The organism is Dactylosporangium fulvum (assembly GCF_025137375.1).
Lineage (GTDB): Bacteria > Actinomycetota > Actinomycetes > Mycobacteriales > Micromonosporaceae > Dactylosporangium > Dactylosporangium fulvum.
Genome location: NZ_CP073720.1, coordinates 4,453,256 through 4,471,562, shown reverse-complemented (window position 1 = coordinate 4,471,562; position 18,307 = coordinate 4,453,256). Strand labels below are relative to the sequence as shown.

The following is an 18,307-nucleotide window of genomic DNA, read 5'->3' as shown; positions in this document are numbered from 1 at the left end:
GAAAACATGGTTTAATCAGCCGCATGCGTAGAACACGAACGCCACGATTGGCGGCCGCCGCCGTCGCGCTGCTCGGCCTCGCCGCATGCACCACCGCCACCGCGGAGCCCGACGACGGCGGCGGCGCGGGCACGCCGCGCATCACCATCGGCACCACCGACCAGGTCAGCAGCATCGACCCAGCCGGGTCCTGGGACGCCGGGTCCGGCACCGTCGAGTCCGAGGTGTACGCCACACTGCTCAACGCCCCGAACGGCACCACCGACGTCAAGCCCGACCTGGCCAGCTCGATCGCCCTGAGCGCGCCCACGACGTACACCGTTCAGCTCAAGCCGGGGCTCAAGTTCGCCAACGGCCACGACCTGACCAGCTCGGACGTCAAGTTCAGCTTCGAGCGGCAGCTGCGCATCGCCGACAAGAACGGGCCGTCGTCGCTGCTGTACAACCTCGCCTCGGTGGCTGCGCCGGCGCCCACCACCGTGCAGTTCACGCTGAAGTCGGCCAACGACTCGCTCTTCCCGCAGATCCTCACCACCTCGGCCGGCTTCGTCGTCGACGAGGAGGTCTTCCCGGCCGACAAGATCCTCGACGACGACGCGATAGTCGCGGCGAAGCCGTGGTCGGGGCCGTACGCTATCGACAGCTACGCCAAGAACTCCCTGGTGTCGTTCCGCCCCAACCCGGCCTACCAAGGCTTCCTCGGCACCCCGAAGAACCAGGGCGTGCTGCTGAAGTACTACACCGCCGCGTCCAACCTGAAGCTCGACCTGCAGCAGGGGGCCGTCGACGTCGTCTACCGCACGCTGACCATCCCCGACCTGCAGGACCTCGGCAACCGCCCGGACGTCGTCGTGCACACCGGCTCCGGCAACGGCATCCGGTTCATCGTCTTCGATCTCAAGACCCAGCCGCACGGCTCGGCGACCGCGCAGGCCGATCCGGCCAAGGCACTCGCGGTGCGCCGGGCCGCCGCCTCGCTCGTCGACCGGCCCCAGCTGGCCAAGCAGGTCTACAAGGGCACGTTCCAGCCGTTGTACTCCTACGTGCCCCAGGGCATCACCGGCGCGACCGAGTCGCTCAAGCCGCTCTACGGCGACAAGCAGGGCGGGCCCGACAAGGCGGCCGCTGCGGCGCTGCTGAGCGCCGCCGGGGTGGCCACGCCGGTCGCGTTGAACCTGCAGTACAACACCGACCATTACGGTTCCTCGTCGGAGGACGAGTATGCGCTGATCAAGACGCAACTCGAGGCGGGCGGACTGTTCAAGGTCAACTTGCAGTCGACGGAGTGGGCGCAGTACGGCAAGCAGCGCGTCGCCGACCAGTATCCGGCCTACCAGCTGGGCTGGTACGCCGACTACCTGGACGCCGACAACTACGTCGGGTCGTTCTTCGCCGCGGACAACTGGGTGAACAACGGCTACGACGACAAGGAAGTGCAGGCCCTCATCAAGCAGGAACAGACCGAGATCGACCAGGCCAGGCGCACCGAGCTGCTGCGCAAGATCCAGGACACGGTCGCTGCTGCCGTGCCGATCCTGCCGCTGCTGCAGGGCTCCACCGCGATCGTGACCCGGGCCGGCATCGAGGGCGTGCCCAAGCAGCTCGACAGCGCGTACCAGTTCCGCTGGGCCGAGCTCAGCCGGCGCTGAGCGGCGGTCACCGGTGCCCGGACTCGCCCGCTACCTCGCCGTTCGGTTCCTGCTCATCTTCCCGACCGTGTTCGCCCTGGTGACCGCCGTGTTCTTCCTGATGCGGCTCACCGGGGACCCGGTCACCAACGCGCTCGGCGACCGGCTCACGCCGGCGCAGTTGCAGCAGCGGCTACACCAGGCCGGCTACGACCGCCCGCTGTTGGTGCAGTACCTCGACTTCCTCAAGGGGGTGGCCACCGGCGACCTGGGCCGCACCGCGACCGACAACCGGTCCGTGGCCGACCTGCTCGGCACCTACGGCACCGCCACGCTCGAACTGGCCGGCTACGCCCTGGCCATCGCGCTCGTCGTCGGCCTGCCGCTGGGCCGGCTGGCGGCCTACTACCGCGACCGCGCACCGGACGTCGTGCTGCGGCTCTCGGCGATCCTGGCCTACGCCACCCCGGTGTTCTTCGTCGGGCTGGTGCTGAAGCTGGTGTTCTCGGTGTGGCTCGGCTGGTTCCCGGTGGCCGGCCGGGCCAGCACCGAGGTCCAGCTTGAGCTCGCACACCGCTCCAGCGTGACCGGCATCTATCTGGTCGACGCGCTGCGCAGCGGCGACGGCGGCGCCGTCCTCGACGTGCTGCGCCACGCGGTGCTGCCGGCCGTCGCGCTCGGCCTGCTGGTTGCCGGGATCTTCCTGCGGCTGGCGCGCACCAACCTCATCGGCACGCTGTCCGCCGACTACGTCACCGCCGCCCGCTCCCGCGGCGTCACCGAGGCCCGGCTGCGCAACCGGCACGCCACCCGCCCGGCTCTGGTGCCGGTGATCACGGTCCTGGGGCTGCAGATCGCCGGGCTGCTCGGCGGGGCGGTCCTCACCGAGACCACGTTCGAGTGGAAGGGCCTCGGCTTCGAGTTGGCGCACTACCTCACCGCCCGGGACTACGTCGCCGTGCAGGCCCTCGTCGCGGTCTTCGCGGTCGTGGTCGCGGTGGCGAACTTCCTCGTCGACGCCGTCGCGGCGCTCGTGGACCCGAGGGTGCGGTACTGACATGGCCGTACCGCTGCTGAAGAACGTCTCCGGCGTCCAGCGCGGCATGCTGGTCGCCGGCGCGGCCCTGGCCGGGCTGTTCGCCGTCACGGCGCTGCTGGCGCCGGTGCTGGCACCGCACGGCTTCGCCGAGCTCACCTCCGGCGGGGTGCTGTTCGGCTCGCAGGTCCGCCCGGGGCCGGGCCATCCGCTGGGCACCACGGTCACCGGCTACGACGTGCTGTCACGCACGCTGTGGGGGGCCAGGACCGCGCTGCTGGTGGTCGTCCTCGGGGTGGTCCCGGCGCTACTGGCCGGGGTGCTGCTCGGCCTGGTCTCGGGCTACGTCGGCGGGCGGCTGGACCGAGCGCTGGTCGGCGCGGCCGACGCCGTGTACGCGTTCCCGTCGCTGCTGCTAGCCATCCTCGTTGCGATCGCGGTCAGCCACGGCCGGTCGAGTCTGACGGGCGGGCTCGCGGCGGCCGGGGTGTCGGTGACCGCGGTGTTCGTGCCGCAGTACCTGCGGGTGGTGCGGGCCGAGGTGGTACGGGTCAAGGGCGAGGCGTTCGTCGACGCCGCCCGGGTCATCGGCGCAGGCCGCGGGCGGATCATGTTCCGGCACGTGCTGCGCAACTCGGTGCGCAGCCTGCCGGTCGTGGTCACCATCAACGCCTCCGAGGCCATCCTGACCCTGGCCGGGCTGGGGTTCCTAGGCTTCGGCATCGAGCCCAACTCGGCCGCCGAGTGGGGCTACGACCTGAACAAGGCCGTGCCGGACGTCACCGCCGGCATCTGGTGGACGGCGGTACCGCCCGGCGTCGCGATCGTGCTGGCCGTCCTCGGTCTCACACTGATCGGCGAGAGCCTCGCCGACCTCGCCGACCCCCGGCTGCGGGAGGCCTGGTGACCACGCTGCTGCGGATCGAGGACCTGCATGTGCGCTTCGCCGCCGTCGGTGGCGGCGACGTCGCCGCAGTGCGCGGGCTCGGCCTTACCGTTGCCTCCGGGGAGATCGTCGCGCTGGTCGGCGAGAGCGGCTCCGGCAAGACCGCCAGCGCGAAGGCCGTCCTGGGGCTGCTGCCGCGCAGCGCCACCGCCACCGGCCGGGTGCTGCTGCGCCCGGCGGACGGCTCGGCGCCGCAGGACGTGCTCGGCCTCGACGCCCGGCAACTGCGCCGGCTGCGCGGCACCGCGGCCGCCATGGTGTTCCAGGAGCCAGCAACCGCGCTGAACCCGGTGTACCCGGTCGGCTGGCAGATCGCTGAGGGGTTGCGCGCGCACGGCGTGCGCGGCCGGGCGGCCCGGCGGGCCCGCGCGGTCGAGCTCCTCGACGCCGTCGGCATCCCCGAGCCGCACCGCCGGGCCAGGCACTACCCGCACCAGTTCTCCGGCGGCCAGCAACAGCGGGTGCTCATCGCCGCCGCGCTCGCCCTCGACGCCCGGCTGCTCATCGCCGACGAGCCGACCAGCGCGCTCGACGTGACCGTCCAGGCCGAGATCCTCGACCTGCTGCGCCGCTGCGCCACCGACCTCGGCACCGGCATCCTGCTCATCACCCACGACATGGGCGTGGTCGCCGACGTCGCCGACCGGGTCGCGGTCATGCACCGGGGACGGCTGGTCGAGCAGGCGCCGGCCGGCGAGCTGTTCGCCGCGCCCGCGCACGACTACACCCGGCGGCTGCTGGCCGCGATCCCGGTGCCCGGCCGCTCCGCGCTCGGCGACGCCGCGCCGCGTCCGGCTCCCGCCGGGGCGGCCGAGCCGGTGGTGAAAGCCGAAGGACTGGTCGTGCAGTACCCGCGGGTGCTGGGCCGGGTCGGCACCCGTGCAGTCGACGGGGTGAGCTTCCGCATCGCCGCCGGGGAGATCCTCGGGCTGGTCGGGGAGAGCGGCTCCGGCAAAACGACGATCGGCCGGGCGGTCGCCGGGCTGGTCCCGGTCGCGGCCGGCACGCTGAACGTGCGGACCGGACCCGGCGAGCTGGGCTATGTCTTCCAGGACCCGGCGAGCAGCTTCAACCCCCAGCTGACCATCGGCGACAGCATCGCCGAACCACTGCGCGTACACCGCCGTGACCTGGACCGGGCTGCCGTGGCCGGCCAGGTCACGGAACTGCTCGACCTGGTCGAGCTGCCGGCCGGGCACGCCGCGCGGTACCCGCACGAGCTCAGCGGCGGCCAGCGGCAGCGCGCGGCCATCGCCCGGGCCATCGCGCTGCGCCCGCGGCTGCTCATCGCAGACGAACCCACCTCCGCCCTGGACGTCTCGGTCCAGGCGACGATCCTGGAGCTGCTCATGCGCCTACACCGCGAGCGAAACTTCGCCGCCCTGTTCATCAGCCACGACCTGGCTGTCGTCGAGGCGGTCGCCGACCGCGTCATGATCCTGCACCGCGGCGTCGCCGTCGAGACCGGCGAGACCCGCCGGGTGATGCGGGAGCCGAGCCATCCGTACACCCGCCGCCTCCTCGACGCAGCCCCGCTGCCCGACCCGGCCCGGCAGTCCGAGCGCCGCGCCCGGCGCACCGTGCCCGCCGGTCCGGTCCGATGAGCACCCAGGCGGCGCCGGCCAGCCGCAGCGAGATCCTGGTCGAGCGGGTACTCGCCGCGATGCCGGTCATCGACGGGCACAACGACCTGCCGACCGCGCTGCGGGCCACCGCCGGCTACCGCGTCGAAGGCCTCGACGGGCACCGCCCGGAGCTGCACACCGACATACCCCGGCTGCGCGCGGGCGGGGTCGGCGGGCAGTTCTGGAGCGTGTACGTGCCCTCGCACCTGCCCGAGCCGGAGGCCGTTGTGGCCACGCTGGAGCAGATCGACGCCGTGTACCGCCTCGTCGCCGCCTACCCGGACGTGTTCGCGGTCGCGTACACCGCGGGGGACGTGCGGCGCGCGATCCGTGGCGGGCGGATCGCCTCGCTCATCGGCGTCGAGGGCGGTCACAGCATCGCCGGCTCGCTCGGTGTGCTGCGGACCCTGGCCCGACTGGGCGTCCGCTACCTCACGCTGACCCACAACGACAACACCGCCTGGGCCGACTCCGCCACCGACGACCCGTCCGCCGGCGGCCTCAGCGACACCGGCCGCACCGTCGTGGCCGAGCTCAACCGCCTCGGCGTCCTGGTCGACCTGTCCCACGTGGCCGCGTCCACCCAGCGCGACGCGCTGGACGTCTCCGTCGCGCCGGTCATCTTCAGCCACTCCGGGGTCCGGGCGGTCAACGACCACCCGCGCAACGTCGCCGACGCCGAGCTGCGGCGGCTGCGCACCAACGGTGGCGTCCTGCAGCTCACCTTCGTACCGGCCTTCGTCTCCCCGGCTGTCGCCGAATGGACCGAGGAGGCCGCCGCCGAGCGGCGCCGACACGGCCTGCCCGCAATCCCGTGGACCTGGCCGCGTGCGCCGCGGCCGGGCGAGGACGCGGCCGCCCTCGCCGCCGAGCAAGCCCGGGCGCGGGCCCTGGCGGGCAGCCCTGACGAACGCTTCGCGCGCTGGCTGGTCGCGCACCCGCGCCCTGAGGTGTCGATCGGCGAGGTGGTCGCGCACGTCGAACACGCCCGCGAGGTGGTCGGGGTCGAGCACCTCGGCCTCGGCGGCGACTACGACGGCGTCGACTGGCAGCCGGCCGCGCTGGCCGACGTGTCCGGCTACCCGCGCCTGCTGCACGAGCTGGCCGAGCGCGGCTGGAGCGCCGCGGAGCTGGAGGCCCTGACCGGCCGCAACGTGCTGCGCGTGCTGCGCGACGCCGAGGACGTCGCCGAGACCCCGCTGTGGCCCGAGGTCGCCGTCTGAGCGCCCCGGGCGGCGGCCGGGCCGATCTGGCTGTGCTGGCCTGTTGCGCGGGCGCCGGTTTTGCGACGCTGCTGGACTCGGCGGTCGTCAACTACGCGGTGCCGCACCTCGGAACCGAACTCGCAGCACCGACCAGCGGGGTTCAGTGGTTTCTGTCGGTCTACTCGCTGACGTTCGGTCTCGGCCTGGTTCCCGGTGGGCGGCTGGGCGACGCACTGGGGCGCCGGGTCCTGTTCGTGCTCGGTCTTGCGCTGTTCGCGATCGGTGCACTCGCCTCGGCAACGGCGCCCGGCATCTGGTGGGCGGTCGCCGCACGCGCCGTCCAGGGACTGGGCGCCGGACTGATCAGCGCACAGGTGCTCGGGATCATCCAGGACCAGTTCACCGGTCTGCGGCGGGTGCGTGCGCTGGCCGCGTACAGCGCCGCCGGCGCCGCCGCCGCGGTGGTCGGACCGCTCGGCGCCGGGCTCGTGCTCGCGGCGGCACCCGACTATCTCGCATGGCGCGCCGTGCTGGCCCTCAACCTGCCGTTCGTCGTGGCCACGCTCCTGCTCACGATCCGGTTCATCCCACGCCGAACGCGGCATGCGCAACGGGTGGATCTCGATCTCCCGGCGATCATCCTGGTCGCCGGCTTCGTGCTGCTGGTCACCGTGCCCGTGATCGACCCCGGCATCGACGGCAGCCGGCTCTGGGCCGTCGTCGGCGCGTGCGCCGTCCTGGCGGCGGCAACCGGCGCCTGGGAGTATCGCTACGCCGCCCGCGGCCGCACTCCCCTGTTCGTCCCCGCGCTGATGACCTCGCGCGGGTTCGTGGTGGGCAACCTGATCGCGCTCTTGTGGTTCGGCGGCCTGCTGGCCCACTCCACCGTGCTGACGATCTACCTGCTGCAGGGCCTCGGCTGGAGTCCGCTGGTGGTCGCCGCTGCCCTGATCCCGGGCGCGCTCGCGCGGATCGCCGCGTCGTCGGTCAGCTCACGCGTCTTCGGCCGGCTCGGCGTGCGGACCCTGCCGGTCGCACTCGTGACCCAGGTCGCCGGAACGGCGGCGCTGGTCGCCGTGAGCACGACGTTCACCCGGAACGCTTTCATAGCCGCGATCATCGCGCTCGAGATCATCATCGGCATCGCCTCGGCCATCCTCGAACCGCCGCTGCGGGCCATCACGCTGAGCTTCGCTCCAGCGACCCACCACGGCGTCGCGGCCGCCTTCCTGCAACTGACCCAACGGCTGTCGGCGACGTTCTGCATCGCACTTGTGACCGGTGTTGTACTCACCACAGACCTGCAGATCGTCACCGCCGACGGCCTGCAGCACGGCCTGCTCATCTGCTTCGGCCTCGTCGTGGTCGCCTGCGTGCTGTCCTTCAGCCCGGCGCTGAGGATCGCCGCTCAGTCCCACGGCACGGCTCCCGATGCCGCCAACGTCTCAGTTGCGGACGCGGCCGAACTCGCCCAACGGGTCGCCGGTGGTGCCGTGGATCGCCCGGATCCAGCCCGATAGGTGGCCAGGTCACGGATGCCTACGCTCGCGAACACCCTGCGAGCTGGGCTTTTGCACCCTCGCCGGTTGCCGGCGAGGGTGCTTTGTGTCTACGCACCCGGTTACGGTGAGGCCGACCGGGTGATGTCGAGCCGAACACCGAGGTCAGGCAGCTGCTCCCGCCATCGTCCTGCACGACTCGGCACAGGTGCGGCACATTTCCGCGAGCTTGCGCATCTGCGCGTCGTCCGGCATTCGGCTAGTCGCCATGTCGGCGCACATCATGCAGGCCCGCATGCACATCGCACTCATTTCCATGTGCATCGGCGACATGCGAGACATCATGTCGGCGCACAGCCTGCTGATCTCTGCGCAGTCCATCATCATCCGCATCATCTGCGCGTCCATCATGGCGCCCGGCATGTCCATACAGTACGCGATCGTCTGCTCACACATCGTTGAGCACGTCATGCAATCCTCGATCGCCTTCTGCATGCTCTTGTCCATCTTTTCGGTGTGATGCATAATTTTCCCCCATTTGCAAGGTCCGCGCTGATACACGTTTTCCATGCTCATTCAACACCCGAACCAGTGCCGTGTCCTGCGAAAACGCACATCGCGGCCCAGGCACGCAGATGCTTGAAGCGGCTCCACCGGCGAGGAGCGGCTGGGCTAACCCAGCCCTCGTCGGCCGCAGCAGGGACGGTGACGCGGACCTGCCCAGCGATCAGTCAAGGGCAACACCGGCCCCTTCCGCGCCGGCCGACGCCGCGTCGTCGACCGCCCTGACACGCGACGCGGTTGCGCTCGCAGGCGCCGCACCTCCGGCTGCCCAGGCGCGCAACGCCGTTGCCGGTATCCGGGCATGCGGCAGCACCGGGACCCCGCCCAAAAAGACGCCGGTCACGCAGCCGGGTCGCTCGAACAGCGTCAGGTCGCCGGGGTCCTGGTCGAGCAACAGGGCATCGAACAGGTAGCCCGGGGCGATCCGGCCGAGCCGGTCCTCGACGCCGCAGAGCCGGGCACCGTTGACAGTGGCGGCCAGCAGCGACTCAGCGGCGGTGAGGCCGGCCCGGTGCAGGTACGAGATCTCCGCCAGGTTGGCACCGTGCTGGTCACGATCACCGAAGTCGCTGCCCAGCGCGATGCTGACGCCGGCATCGCGGGCGATGGCGATCGTGTCGCCCAGCGCCGCCACGGTGGTCCGGGCACGGTCGGCCGCCCACGGCGGCAGCTCGCCCCGCTCGGCTCGCCGGCCCAGCTCGTTGTAGATCGACAAGGTCGGCACCAGCGTGACCCCCTTCGCCGCCAGCAGCCCGGCCTCCCGCTCGGTCAGTCCGATTCCGTGCTCGACGGAACGTGCCCCGGCCTGTGCTGCGGCGGCTACTGCCCGGGCACCGAGCGCTTGCACCATGACCCCGCGCCCGTACGTGCTTGCCTCGTGCACCGCCGCGGCGAGATCGTCGGCGCTGAACTCCAGGTCCGGGTCGCCGGGGCGCGCAGACATGATCCCGCCGCTGCCGAACAGGTGCACCCAGTCGGCGCCGGCGCGCACCAGCTCCCGGACCGCGTGCCGGACCCCGCCCGGCCCGACGAGGTGGCTCGGGCGCCCGGGATAGGTGGGGACGGTGACCTCGACCGGGGCCTCGAGTCCGGGCCCGCTGAGGTTACCGTCGCCGAGGCCGGCGGTCCGGCTCAACCCGACCACGGAGACCGCGAGCCGCGGTCCGGAGATGTGTCCGGCCTCCAGCGCGGCGCGGATCCCCGCGTCGGCGCCACCGGCGTCGCGGACGAACGTGACACCGCCCGCCAGCGTCCGGCGCAAGATCGCCGCAGTCTCAAGGATGCGCTCCGACAGCGACCTGACCACGAGCTCGAATGGGTCGTACGTGGCGAACGTGACATGGGCGTGGCAGTCGAACACGCCCGGCATCAACCACAAGCCTTCGGCGTCGATGTCGCAGGACAGTGCGGAGCGTGGCAGGTTGGTGGCGACCGCCGCGATGTGCTGGCCGCGTACCGCCACGTCCACGGGGTCGGAGAAGTAGCCGTGGCTGTCCAGCGCGCGCACGCCGCGCAGTACGAAGCCGTGCAACTGGGTCCGGGTCATGGTGCTGGTTCCTGCCTGTGTTGGGGGCACGCCTGCCGGGGTCGGTTGACGACCGGCAGACTCGGCCAGGCCTGATCCTCGAGCTGCGTTGAGCCGGGACTCACCAGGTGGAGAAGCTGGCCGGGTGGCGACGCCTCACGGTCACCGTCGCGCCCCGTCGGTCAATGGGCGGGTCAATGGTGGGTAGGACAGCCCATGGTCGAGACACGGCAGGTGTCGATGTACCAGCGCCGGACCAGATCGCGCGCCTGGGCACGGCGGACAGCACGGTTACCGACCGGCTCCCCACAAGTACCCATAGCGATCCTTCACGTACGCTTCCAGCGAGTGCCAATGCACTCCGTCACCTCAGCCCAGACTACCCACATGGGCTCGACACGCCGCTGGGCTGCGCGTTGTGCCCAACAATCGGGACGCGCACAACCCCGGCGGTCAACTGATAGTGACCGTGCCGGTGCTGCTCGTGCGTGCCACGAACAGCTACCCGCCCGACGACGTGGTCGCCGAACTCGCGCCGGGTGCCCGGATCAGCGCACAGCCTCCGACATCGACAATCATCACGCCCCGGCGCGAGCGCTGCGGACGAGCGATGGCACGGCGATGCAGGCCGAAGAGCATGATCGCGACCGCGGCGCCGGTAACGACCCACAGGGCGCCGGGGCTGAACACATCGCCGCCGCTCGAATACGAGTCGTCGGAGACCGAGATCGCGTTACCGGCGTCACGCGACAGCGCGAGCAGGAACAGCCCGATCACCGCACCGCCGGCGGCGACCACCGCCGGACCCAGCGCCCGGTACGCGGGCGTCGGCGGCGCCCCCGGCGTGCCGCCGACCACAACACCGGTGACCATGGCCAGCAGGACGAGCACCGATTTGGGCAGCAGCGGGGTGAGCAGGCCGGCAAGGAACGGCGGCGCCACCGGATCGTAGGAGTCGCGGACGAGCAGCGACAGCACGGCGAACATGGCGACCCTCGAACACCGCTACCTACCGAGTTCCTGCTGAGATCACCTCACGTCTTCTCGGACCCGGACCCGATCAATCAGGGCTTGCGGGCCACGGCACCGTAGGCATCGATCCGCTCGGCTTGGGGGTCATCCGGACGCCACAGGGTGATCGGCGCCATGCCAGGCTCCACCATCGCCAGTCCCTCGAAGCAAGCTGCCAACTGCTCGGGGCTGCGCAGGATGTACGGGACTCCGCCGCTGTCCGCCAGCTTATCGGCGCCCTCGACCACGGCCGTACTGGTGTCGGTGCCGTCCCACAGCACCAGGTGGCTGCCGGACGCGGCGGGACTCATCATCCTGTCCACGATCGAGCGCACCACGTCCAGGTCGGGCTCGTAGCCCATCACACCCATGAACATCACGGCGATCGGCTTCTGGAAGTCCAGCGTCTGCGCCGCCGCGGCGAGAATCTTGTCCGGATCGTGGTAGTCGGCCTCCACATAGGAAATCGGCCCGTTGGAGGCGGAACTGACCAGCAGCGCGCGTGCGTGCACCAGCACCATCGGGTCGTTGTCGACGTACAAGACCCGAGTCTCGGGCGCGACCCCCTGGGCGACCTCATGAGTGTTCTGCATAGTGGGCAGGCCGGTCCCGACGTCGATGAACTGCCGGATGCCAGCTTCGGCGGCCAGGAAACGCACGACACGAATGAGGAACCGCCGCGACTGCCGCGCCATGACGGCGATCTCCGGATACACCCCGGCCACCGCGTCCCCAGCGGCCCGGTCAGCCTGGAAGTTGTCCTTACCGCCCATCCAGTAGTTCCACATCCGTGCCGCATGTGGCACGTCAATCTGAAGCTTCGAGGCAAGCTCGGCATCAATCTCGGTCATGGCCAGGCTCCTATGCGAGGGGACCGTCGTCTGTGCGGACCGTTGCGGCGATCGTGAGCGGTCCGATCGTACGTGTATGTGCGCTCGAAGACGTACCCGAGCCACGACTTCGGCCAATTGACGTGCGCATCATGAAGCCGCACTGGACGGTGGGCCGGATCGAGCGACGGCGGTGGCGCGGTCCACGTGTCAGCCGGTAGTAGCGGCGCAGCCGCGACGCCACCACCTCTTCGCGGTCGACCTCGATCAGCCCTTCGATCCGGAGCCGGTCGAGGGTCGTTGCAAACTCTTGCAAGAATCTGCAACGACCCTTCAATCACCCCCGGTTTTGCTACTTCCAGGTGTCGTTGCTCGTGCGGATGCCGGTCGGCGGGGTGGTGAAAGTGCGGTTGCCGCCGGACTCCCAGGTGATCGTGCCGTCGGGGTTCTTCTTGATGTACTTGTACTCGACAGCGGTGTTGGGCGGCAGGACGACGGTGGCGCGCCAGGTCGGATAGTCGGCGGACGACATCGGGATCGCGTTGGCCGGGTTCCAGCTGCCGAGGGCGGGGACGTTGCCCACGAGGTAGACGTTCTGGCCCCAGGAGGTGCTGGCGCTGACGTTGAAGGACGCGGTGACCTGGGTCGTGGGGGTGTCACCGCGGAAGGTCTCGGTGATGGCGAGCGTACCGCTGGCCGGGGTGGTGAAGATGCGGTTGGCGCCGGACTCCCACGTGACGGCACCGGCGGCGGTCTTCTTGATGAACTTGTACTCCACCGCGGTGGACTTGGGCAGCTCGATCACGCCGCTGAAGGAGTTGTTGCCCTGCGCGGTCAGCTTGATCGCGCTGGCCGGGGCCCACGAGCCCAGCGCCGGGATGCTACCCACCACGTAGACGTCCTGCCCGGCGGCCGGGGTGGCGGTGACCTTGAAGGTGGTGGAGACGGTGTCCGTGACCGGCCCCGGCACGTAGGTGTCGGTGCGGGTGACGGTGCCGGTCGCAGGTGTCGCGAACGTGCGGGCGGCAGACTCCTGCTGGACGACCGTCGCGCCCTCCTTGACCAGGTACCGGTAGGAGACCGTCGTGGTGGCGGGCAGGTCGACGGTCGCCCCGTAGGTGCCGTTGCCGTTGGCGGTCAGCGCCAACGCGGCGGCGGTGTTGCCGTTGCCGAGTGCGGCGGTGTCGCCCACGACGTGCAGCGTCTGACCGGCGGCCAGCGAGGCTGTCACAGTGAACGTGGTGGCGACCTTCGTGGTGTTGGTGGTCGCTTTGGCGTTGACGTGGATGGCGACCGCGTTGTTGGCGGGGATGGTGACGGTGGCCCGGCCGGCGGAGACGCTCACCACCGTCCCGGTGCAGCCCGACCCGGTCACGGTGCCGGAGATGACATCACAGTAGTCACCGTCGGCCAGGCCGGTGACGAACTGGGCAGTGGCGGCGCTGCCGGAGTCGTTGATGCCGATCCAGCCGCGGTTACCACGGTGGAAGCCGATGACGTTGCTGTTGACCGCCGTGAAGTCCGAGATGGTCTTGACGGACTTGGCCGCGTTGGCCCAACCGACCATGCCCTTGATCCCGGTGGTCTGGGTCAGGCAGTTCCAGCCGTTCCCGCAGACGGTGTCGGTAACGTATCCATTGCCGTCGGACGGTGGTGACTGGTTGCGGTTGGACCAGGTGAAGCTGTCGTAGACCGAAGGCTTGCCGTGCGGGTAGGCGAGCACGAAGTAGTTTGCCAGGGTGTAGTCGGTGCCGTTCTTGTAGGACAGCACGACGCCGTCGCGCTCCAGGTCGTGGTTGGTGACCATGGCGAACACGTTGGCGCTGGGCGCATCGAGATCCCAGCTCGGCAGGCTTGCGAGGTTGGCGATCGAACCCTGGAACTGCGCCCTGACGCCCTTGGCGTAGGCGAAGTCCAGCACGTCGCCGTTGCCGATGAAGGCGCGTGCCTTGAGCGCGTCGTTCGAGGCGCCGTCGAAGATCTCCTGCGCGACGTACGGGCGCTTGTTCTCCGCGACCGTGTTGCGCAGCTTGCCGACGATCGCTGCGAAGTCGTCCTTCTTCACGTGCTTGACCGCGTCGACGCGGAACCCGTCGACGCCCAGGTTGAGCAGGTCGTTGAGGTATCCGGCGATCGTGTTGCGGACGCTTTCCTTCTCGGTGTACAGGTCCGCCAGCGCCAGCAGCTCGCAGCTGGCCACCTGGGCCTCGTTGTTCCAGTCGTTGATGCCGCCCGAGGTCGGGCAATTGTCGCCCGGGTGGTGGAAGTCGCCGTACCCGTACGGCACCCCGGGGAAGCTGTAGCCCGGGCCGGAGAAGTCGGTGCCGGCGTACCCGACCACGGACTCGGGGTTGTTCACGCCGGCCATGTGGTTGACGACCGCGTCGACGTACACTCGCACGCCCGCGGTGTGGCATGCGGTAACCATGTCGGCGAACTGCTGGCGGTTGCCGAGCCGGCTCTCCAGCTTGTAGGAGACCGGCTGGTACACCTCGTACCACGGGTGCACCCCGTCACTGCTGTTCGGCAAGCTGACCGACTCCTGCGGCGGCGCGACCTGCACCGCGCCGAACCCGGCCGGGCCGAGGTGGTTCGTGCACGCCGCGGCGACGGACCGCCAGTTCCACTCCCAGAGGTTGGCCGTCACCTCGCTGTCGTTCAGCGTGACGGCGGCGCCGGCGGGCGCTGCGGTGGTCACCGTGGCCAGCGTGGTGAAGCCGGCAGCTGCGACGGCGGCGGCGAGCAGCATGTGGCGGAACCGGCTGCGCACGTGCGGTCTTGCTCGATTCATGAGGCAATGGCCTTCCGAGACGAAACGACGCATTGGCGGTATGGACGGCCGTCCGGTACGAGAACAATGAATGATCCCTGCAAAATCTGCAAGAGCTTGCAGGCACCATGCTGCGACCCACCGGCGATCCAGCTGTCGCAGTGGGTCATTCGCCCGATAGACACGCATACGTCGGAACTCAGCCGTTTGTGGGCGGTAGCGACGCGGTGACGCCCGCGTCGGCCGGTTGACCCCCAGTCGTTGAGGGCGTGAGGTCCCGGGGACGTCGGAGCGTGGCACGGCAGGCGACTTGAGGTGGGCGTCGCTGCCGGGTGGGTGATGTCGTGGTGAGAAATCCCAGCCGATTGCCGCACGCCCAGGTCAGGAACTGCCAACATTGGTCCGAGGCCGGTCCAGGGCGTCTGCCCTGCGGAAATTCCGTGTTGTGAATACGTCGTCAGGTCGTTGCGTCGGTCGTCGAGATCGATCGTGAAACTGGTCGACAAAGAGTCCGTGTCGAAGCCGAACCCGATGGAGCTTGAGTGTAATTCGCGCCAGGACGGCGCCGTACGCCCTGCCAAGCAGGGACGACGCCATTTCTTGGCGCCACGCCGCCCGGGCCGCGGCGGCGGTTTTGCCTCCATCGACACGAGGATTCTTCGCGGGCACAACCTGCGCATATTTGCGTTTCCTGGCCAGCCATACATGTTCACCGATGCTGCCCACCGAGGCCGATTACAACGCCGCCCCATCGAGATCTGACTGTTTTCTACACGTCAAGGAGTACAACGCCGGGTGAACTCCGCACTGCTGGTCTGCGATCCGGCGCATTTCCGGATCGACTACGAGATCAACCCGTACATGCACACCGAAATGCAACCGGACCAGGACGCCGCGACCGCCGAGCACGCATCGATTGTGGTCGCACACCTGGTGGCGGGTCGCCGCGTCGAATACATGATCGCGGCGCCGGAGTGTCCGGACATGGTCTTCACCGCCAATGCCGCCCTGATCCGCGGAGACCGTGCGGTGCTCGGCTACCCGCCGCCCGAGCGCAAGGCCGAAATGCCGTATTTCCAGGAGTGGCTGGCCGGCCGCGACTACGACGTCATCGAGGCGTCGTATCCGTTCAGCGGCCAAGGCGACGCTCTCGTCTGCGGCGACCTGCTGCTCGCCGGCTACGGGCAGCGCACCGACCCGCGCATGCACGCCGTCCTCGCCCGCGAGCTCAGCTACGACGTGGTGCCGTTGCGCACCGTCAGCTCCCGCTGGTACGACCTCGACCTGGCCGTGGCGGTCGTCGACCACTCGCGCACCCTGGCGTACTGTCCGCAAGCGCTCGACGATCCCAGCTGCCAACGCCTGCGCGGCCTTGGGCTCGATCTCATCGAGGTGTCCGTCGACGAGGCGGCGCGGCTGGCGCTCAACCTGATCAGCGACGGCACCACCGTGACCATGTCCCGGGGAGCGCCCCGACTGGCCGCCGCGCTGCGCGAACGCGGCCTGCACGTGGTCGAGCTCGACACCACCGAGCTCGCCAAGGGCGGCGGAGGGATCCGCAGCACCGCGCTGACACTCGACAACCCGGACCCTGGAAGGCCGAGGTGACAGCTCGGCTACAGCCCGCGGGCTTCGACGTCCGCTACGTCGGCCCGGACGAGGACCCGACCCAGCCAGCCGAAGACACGCATCGATTCTAGTGGAACTATCCGCCATGCACGGACAAGGCAAACGAGGTACGGACCATGAAACGCCGCAACTTTCTCATCAGCGCGAGCACCGCCGGCATTCTGGCCGGTCTGGCCAGCGGGGCCGGGGTTGGCTACGCCTCGTCGTCCAAGAACCGGCCGTTGGCCCTGGTCTACCGTGGCCCCGCAGCCTATCCCGGCTGTTCGGAGGCTGTGGCCGCTCTCCTGAGCAGCGCGCCGACCGGGTTTCGCATCCAGTTCTGCGGCCCCGACGAGAACGTGCAACCATCGGCCGACGCGCTCGCCGCAGCCACCATCTACGCCCAACCCGGCGGCGGGGAGGTGAAGTCGGCCTGGCGCAGCCTACGCGCATACTCGGACGACGTCCGCGACTTCGTCAACAACGGCGGACGCTACCTCGGGTTCTGCCTGGGGGCATACCTCGCCGGTGGCAACCCCGGCTTCGGCCTGCTCACCGGGGTCGCCGTCGAGAGCCACATCCGCAGCGCCAAGGCCAGCGTGCGTGGAACCGACGGCACGGTCGTCGGCGTTACCTGGCGGGGTCAACGGCGACACATGTACTTCCAGGACGGTGCGCATTTCCGGCTCCAAGGCAGCGCACCCGCCACCGTGCTCGCCACCTACGACAGCGGCGCCGCCGCCGCGGTCATCACCGCCTGCGGCGCAGGACGGGTCGGCCTGGTCGGCCCCCATCCGGAAGCCGACCTGTCGTGGTACACCAACGGCATGGCCAACCCCGACGGTATCCACTTCGACCTCGGCCACGACCTGATCGAAAGCACCATCAACTGAACGCCCGTGCCGACAACCTCATCCGCGCCGGTAGGCCGGCGCATGGGACGCGGCGCGACGGTGTGGGCGGCGGTCACCCGTCCAGGGTGCCGGTTCGCGGGCACCCAGTGTGACTTGCGTGTGAGCCCGGCCTTGAGGCGGTCCCGCCTTGTCGGCGACGCGGGAAAATCCGGTCATGGATTACGACGAGGCTCTTGGAGCCGGATGTACGTGCCATTGGAGTCGCTGCACCGCTCGCGTGGATCTCCTTGACGGCAGCCGCGTCGAAGACACCTGGCACGAGCTCGACCAACCCGACCCGAAATGCCCGGTACACCGTCGAGCGGAGGGCTGATCCCGCACCGTCAGCCCGAGCCGCCCCACCTTCGCCCCGCCGTCGCGGTCGCACGGCGGGCGAAGGCGGGTGGTCACCGGGGTGCCATGCGCAGCGCGCCGTCCATGCGGATGGTCTCGCCGTTGATGTAGTCGTGCGCGATGATCATGACGACGAGCTGGGCGAATTCGGCCGGCCGGGCCAAGCGGGGCGGGAATGGGACGCCGGCGGCCAGCCCGGCCCGAAACTCCTCGCTCACCGTTGCCAGCATAGGGGTGTCGACGATGCCCGGGGCGACGGTGTTGACACGGATGCCGAACTGCGCGAGGTCGCGGGCGGCGGGCAGCGTGAGACCGACCACGCCGCCCTTGGACGACGCGTATGCGGCCTGGCCGATTTGGCCGTCGAACGCGGCGATGGAAGCGGTGTTCACGATGACGCCCCGCTGGCCGTGTTCGAGGGGCTCAGTCCGGGCGATGGCCTCGGACGCCAGTGCGAGGACGGTGAACGTGCCGACGAGGTTGACCTGGATCACGTGAGCGTACATGCGGAGGTCGTGGACGCCGTTGCGGCCGAGAATGCGTGCCGACGGGCCGATGCCGGCGCAGTTGACAACGGTGCGCAGGGGGCCGGAGTCGGCGGCGCGCGCGACCGCGGCGCGCACCTGTTCCTCATCGGTCACGTCGGCCGCGACGTAGGTGACGCCGTCGAGACGCGGCGCGTCGGCGACGTTGCGGTCAAGGCCGATCACGTGGGCGCCCTTGCCGGCGAGCGCGGCCGCGGTGGCCGCGCCCAGCCCGGACGCGGCGCCGGTGACGATGGCGGAGGTGTCGTCGAGCAGCATGGCTCTCCAT

The 18,307-nt window shown here is 70.0% G+C and carries 15 protein-coding genes and 1 pseudogene; 9 read left to right on the top strand and 7 right to left on the bottom strand.

Annotated elements, in window-relative coordinates:
• Nucleotides 1–23: 23 nt before the first annotated feature.
• From Dfulv_RS21095 to Dfulv_RS21070, 6 genes are read left to right on the top strand one after another with little or no spacing between them, the layout of a single operon-like run.
• A complete protein-coding gene (locus tag Dfulv_RS21095) occupies nt 24–1,649 on the top strand; it encodes an ABC transporter substrate-binding protein (protein ID WP_259865925.1) in 1,626 nt (541 codons plus the stop codon).
• 13 nt (nt 1,650–1,662) lie between these two features.
• Nucleotides 1,663–2,685, top strand: a complete 1,023-nt coding sequence (locus tag Dfulv_RS21090; RefSeq protein WP_259865923.1) for an ABC transporter permease — start codon at nt 1,663–1,665, stop codon at nt 2,683–2,685.
• A 1-nt stretch (nt 2,686) separates the two neighbouring features.
• Entirely contained in the window at nt 2,687–3,571 is an 885-nt protein-coding gene (locus Dfulv_RS21085; protein ID WP_259865921.1) for an ABC transporter permease, read from the top strand.
• A complete protein-coding gene (locus tag Dfulv_RS21080; RefSeq protein WP_259865919.1) occupies nt 3,568–5,214 on the top strand; it encodes a dipeptide ABC transporter ATP-binding protein in 1,647 nt (548 codons plus the stop codon). The genes Dfulv_RS21085 and Dfulv_RS21080 overlap by 4 nt, the downstream gene beginning before the upstream one ends.
• On the top strand, nt 5,211–6,458 hold the full coding sequence (locus Dfulv_RS21075; protein WP_259865917.1) for a dipeptidase: 1,248 nt from the start codon (nt 5,211–5,213) through the stop codon (nt 6,456–6,458). Before Dfulv_RS21080 ends, Dfulv_RS21075 begins: the two co-directional genes overlap by 4 nt.
• Nucleotides 6,437–7,960, top strand: coding sequence for an MFS transporter (locus tag Dfulv_RS21070; protein WP_259865915.1), 1,524 nt, complete (start codon nt 6,437–6,439; stop codon nt 7,958–7,960). Before Dfulv_RS21075 ends, Dfulv_RS21070 begins: the two co-directional genes overlap by 22 nt.
• 144 nt (nt 7,961–8,104) lie before the next feature.
• Here the strand turns inward: Dfulv_RS21070 and Dfulv_RS21065 are convergent, their stop codons facing one another.
• The 6 genes and pseudogenes from Dfulv_RS21065 to Dfulv_RS21040 form a co-directional block, all read right to left on the bottom strand.
• Complete coding sequence (locus Dfulv_RS21065) at nt 8,105–8,434, bottom strand: hypothetical protein (protein ID WP_259865913.1); 330 nt, start codon at nt 8,432–8,434, stop codon at nt 8,105–8,107.
• A 232-nt stretch (nt 8,435–8,666) separates the two neighbouring features.
• Nucleotides 8,667–10,049, bottom strand: a complete 1,383-nt coding sequence (locus Dfulv_RS21060; RefSeq protein WP_259865911.1) for a metal-dependent hydrolase family protein — start codon at nt 10,047–10,049, stop codon at nt 8,667–8,669.
• A gap of 480 nt (nt 10,050–10,529) precedes the next feature.
• Entirely contained in the window at nt 10,530–11,015 is a 486-nt protein-coding gene (locus Dfulv_RS21055; protein WP_259865909.1) for a hypothetical protein, read from the bottom strand.
• A 77-nt stretch (nt 11,016–11,092) separates the two neighbouring features.
• Nucleotides 11,093–11,890, bottom strand: coding sequence for an SAM-dependent methyltransferase (locus Dfulv_RS21050; protein ID WP_259865907.1), 798 nt, complete (start codon nt 11,888–11,890; stop codon nt 11,093–11,095).
• Nucleotides 11,891–12,077: 187 nt separating this feature from the next.
• Nucleotides 12,078–12,164, bottom strand: a pseudogene (locus tag Dfulv_RS21045) (PadR family transcriptional regulator); the annotation flags it as partial.
• A 57-nt stretch (nt 12,165–12,221) separates the two neighbouring features.
• Nucleotides 12,222–14,660 carry a carbohydrate-binding module family 20 domain-containing protein gene (locus Dfulv_RS21040; RefSeq protein WP_259865905.1) on the bottom strand — a complete coding sequence of 813 codons (2,439 nt, stop codon included), beginning with the start codon at nt 14,658–14,660 and terminating at the stop codon, nt 12,222–12,224.
• A gap of 468 nt (nt 14,661–15,128) precedes the next feature.
• On the opposite strand from Dfulv_RS21040, the gene Dfulv_RS21035 reads away from it, so the two are divergent.
• From Dfulv_RS21035 to Dfulv_RS21025, 3 genes are all read left to right on the top strand, one after another.
• Complete coding sequence (locus Dfulv_RS21035) at nt 15,129–15,401, top strand: hypothetical protein (protein WP_259865903.1); 273 nt, start codon at nt 15,129–15,131, stop codon at nt 15,399–15,401.
• A gap of 33 nt (nt 15,402–15,434) precedes the next feature.
• Nucleotides 15,435–16,247 (top strand): dimethylarginine dimethylaminohydrolase family protein, encoded by an 813-nt coding sequence (locus Dfulv_RS21030; RefSeq protein WP_259865901.1) that lies wholly within the window; start codon nt 15,435–15,437, stop codon nt 16,245–16,247.
• 137 nt (nt 16,248–16,384) lie between these two features.
• Nucleotides 16,385–17,140, top strand: a complete 756-nt coding sequence (locus Dfulv_RS21025) for a BPL-N domain-containing protein (RefSeq protein ID WP_259865899.1) — start codon at nt 16,385–16,387, stop codon at nt 17,138–17,140.
• Nucleotides 17,141–17,547: 407 nt separating this feature from the next.
• Here Dfulv_RS21025 and Dfulv_RS21020 read toward each other — a convergent pair whose 3' ends face one another.
• The gene (locus tag Dfulv_RS21020; RefSeq protein ID WP_259865897.1) at nt 17,548–18,297 is read right to left on the bottom strand and encodes an SDR family NAD(P)-dependent oxidoreductase; all 750 of its coding nucleotides are present in this window, start codon (nt 18,295–18,297) and stop codon (nt 17,548–17,550) included.
• Nucleotides 18,298–18,307: the final 10 nt, after the last annotated feature.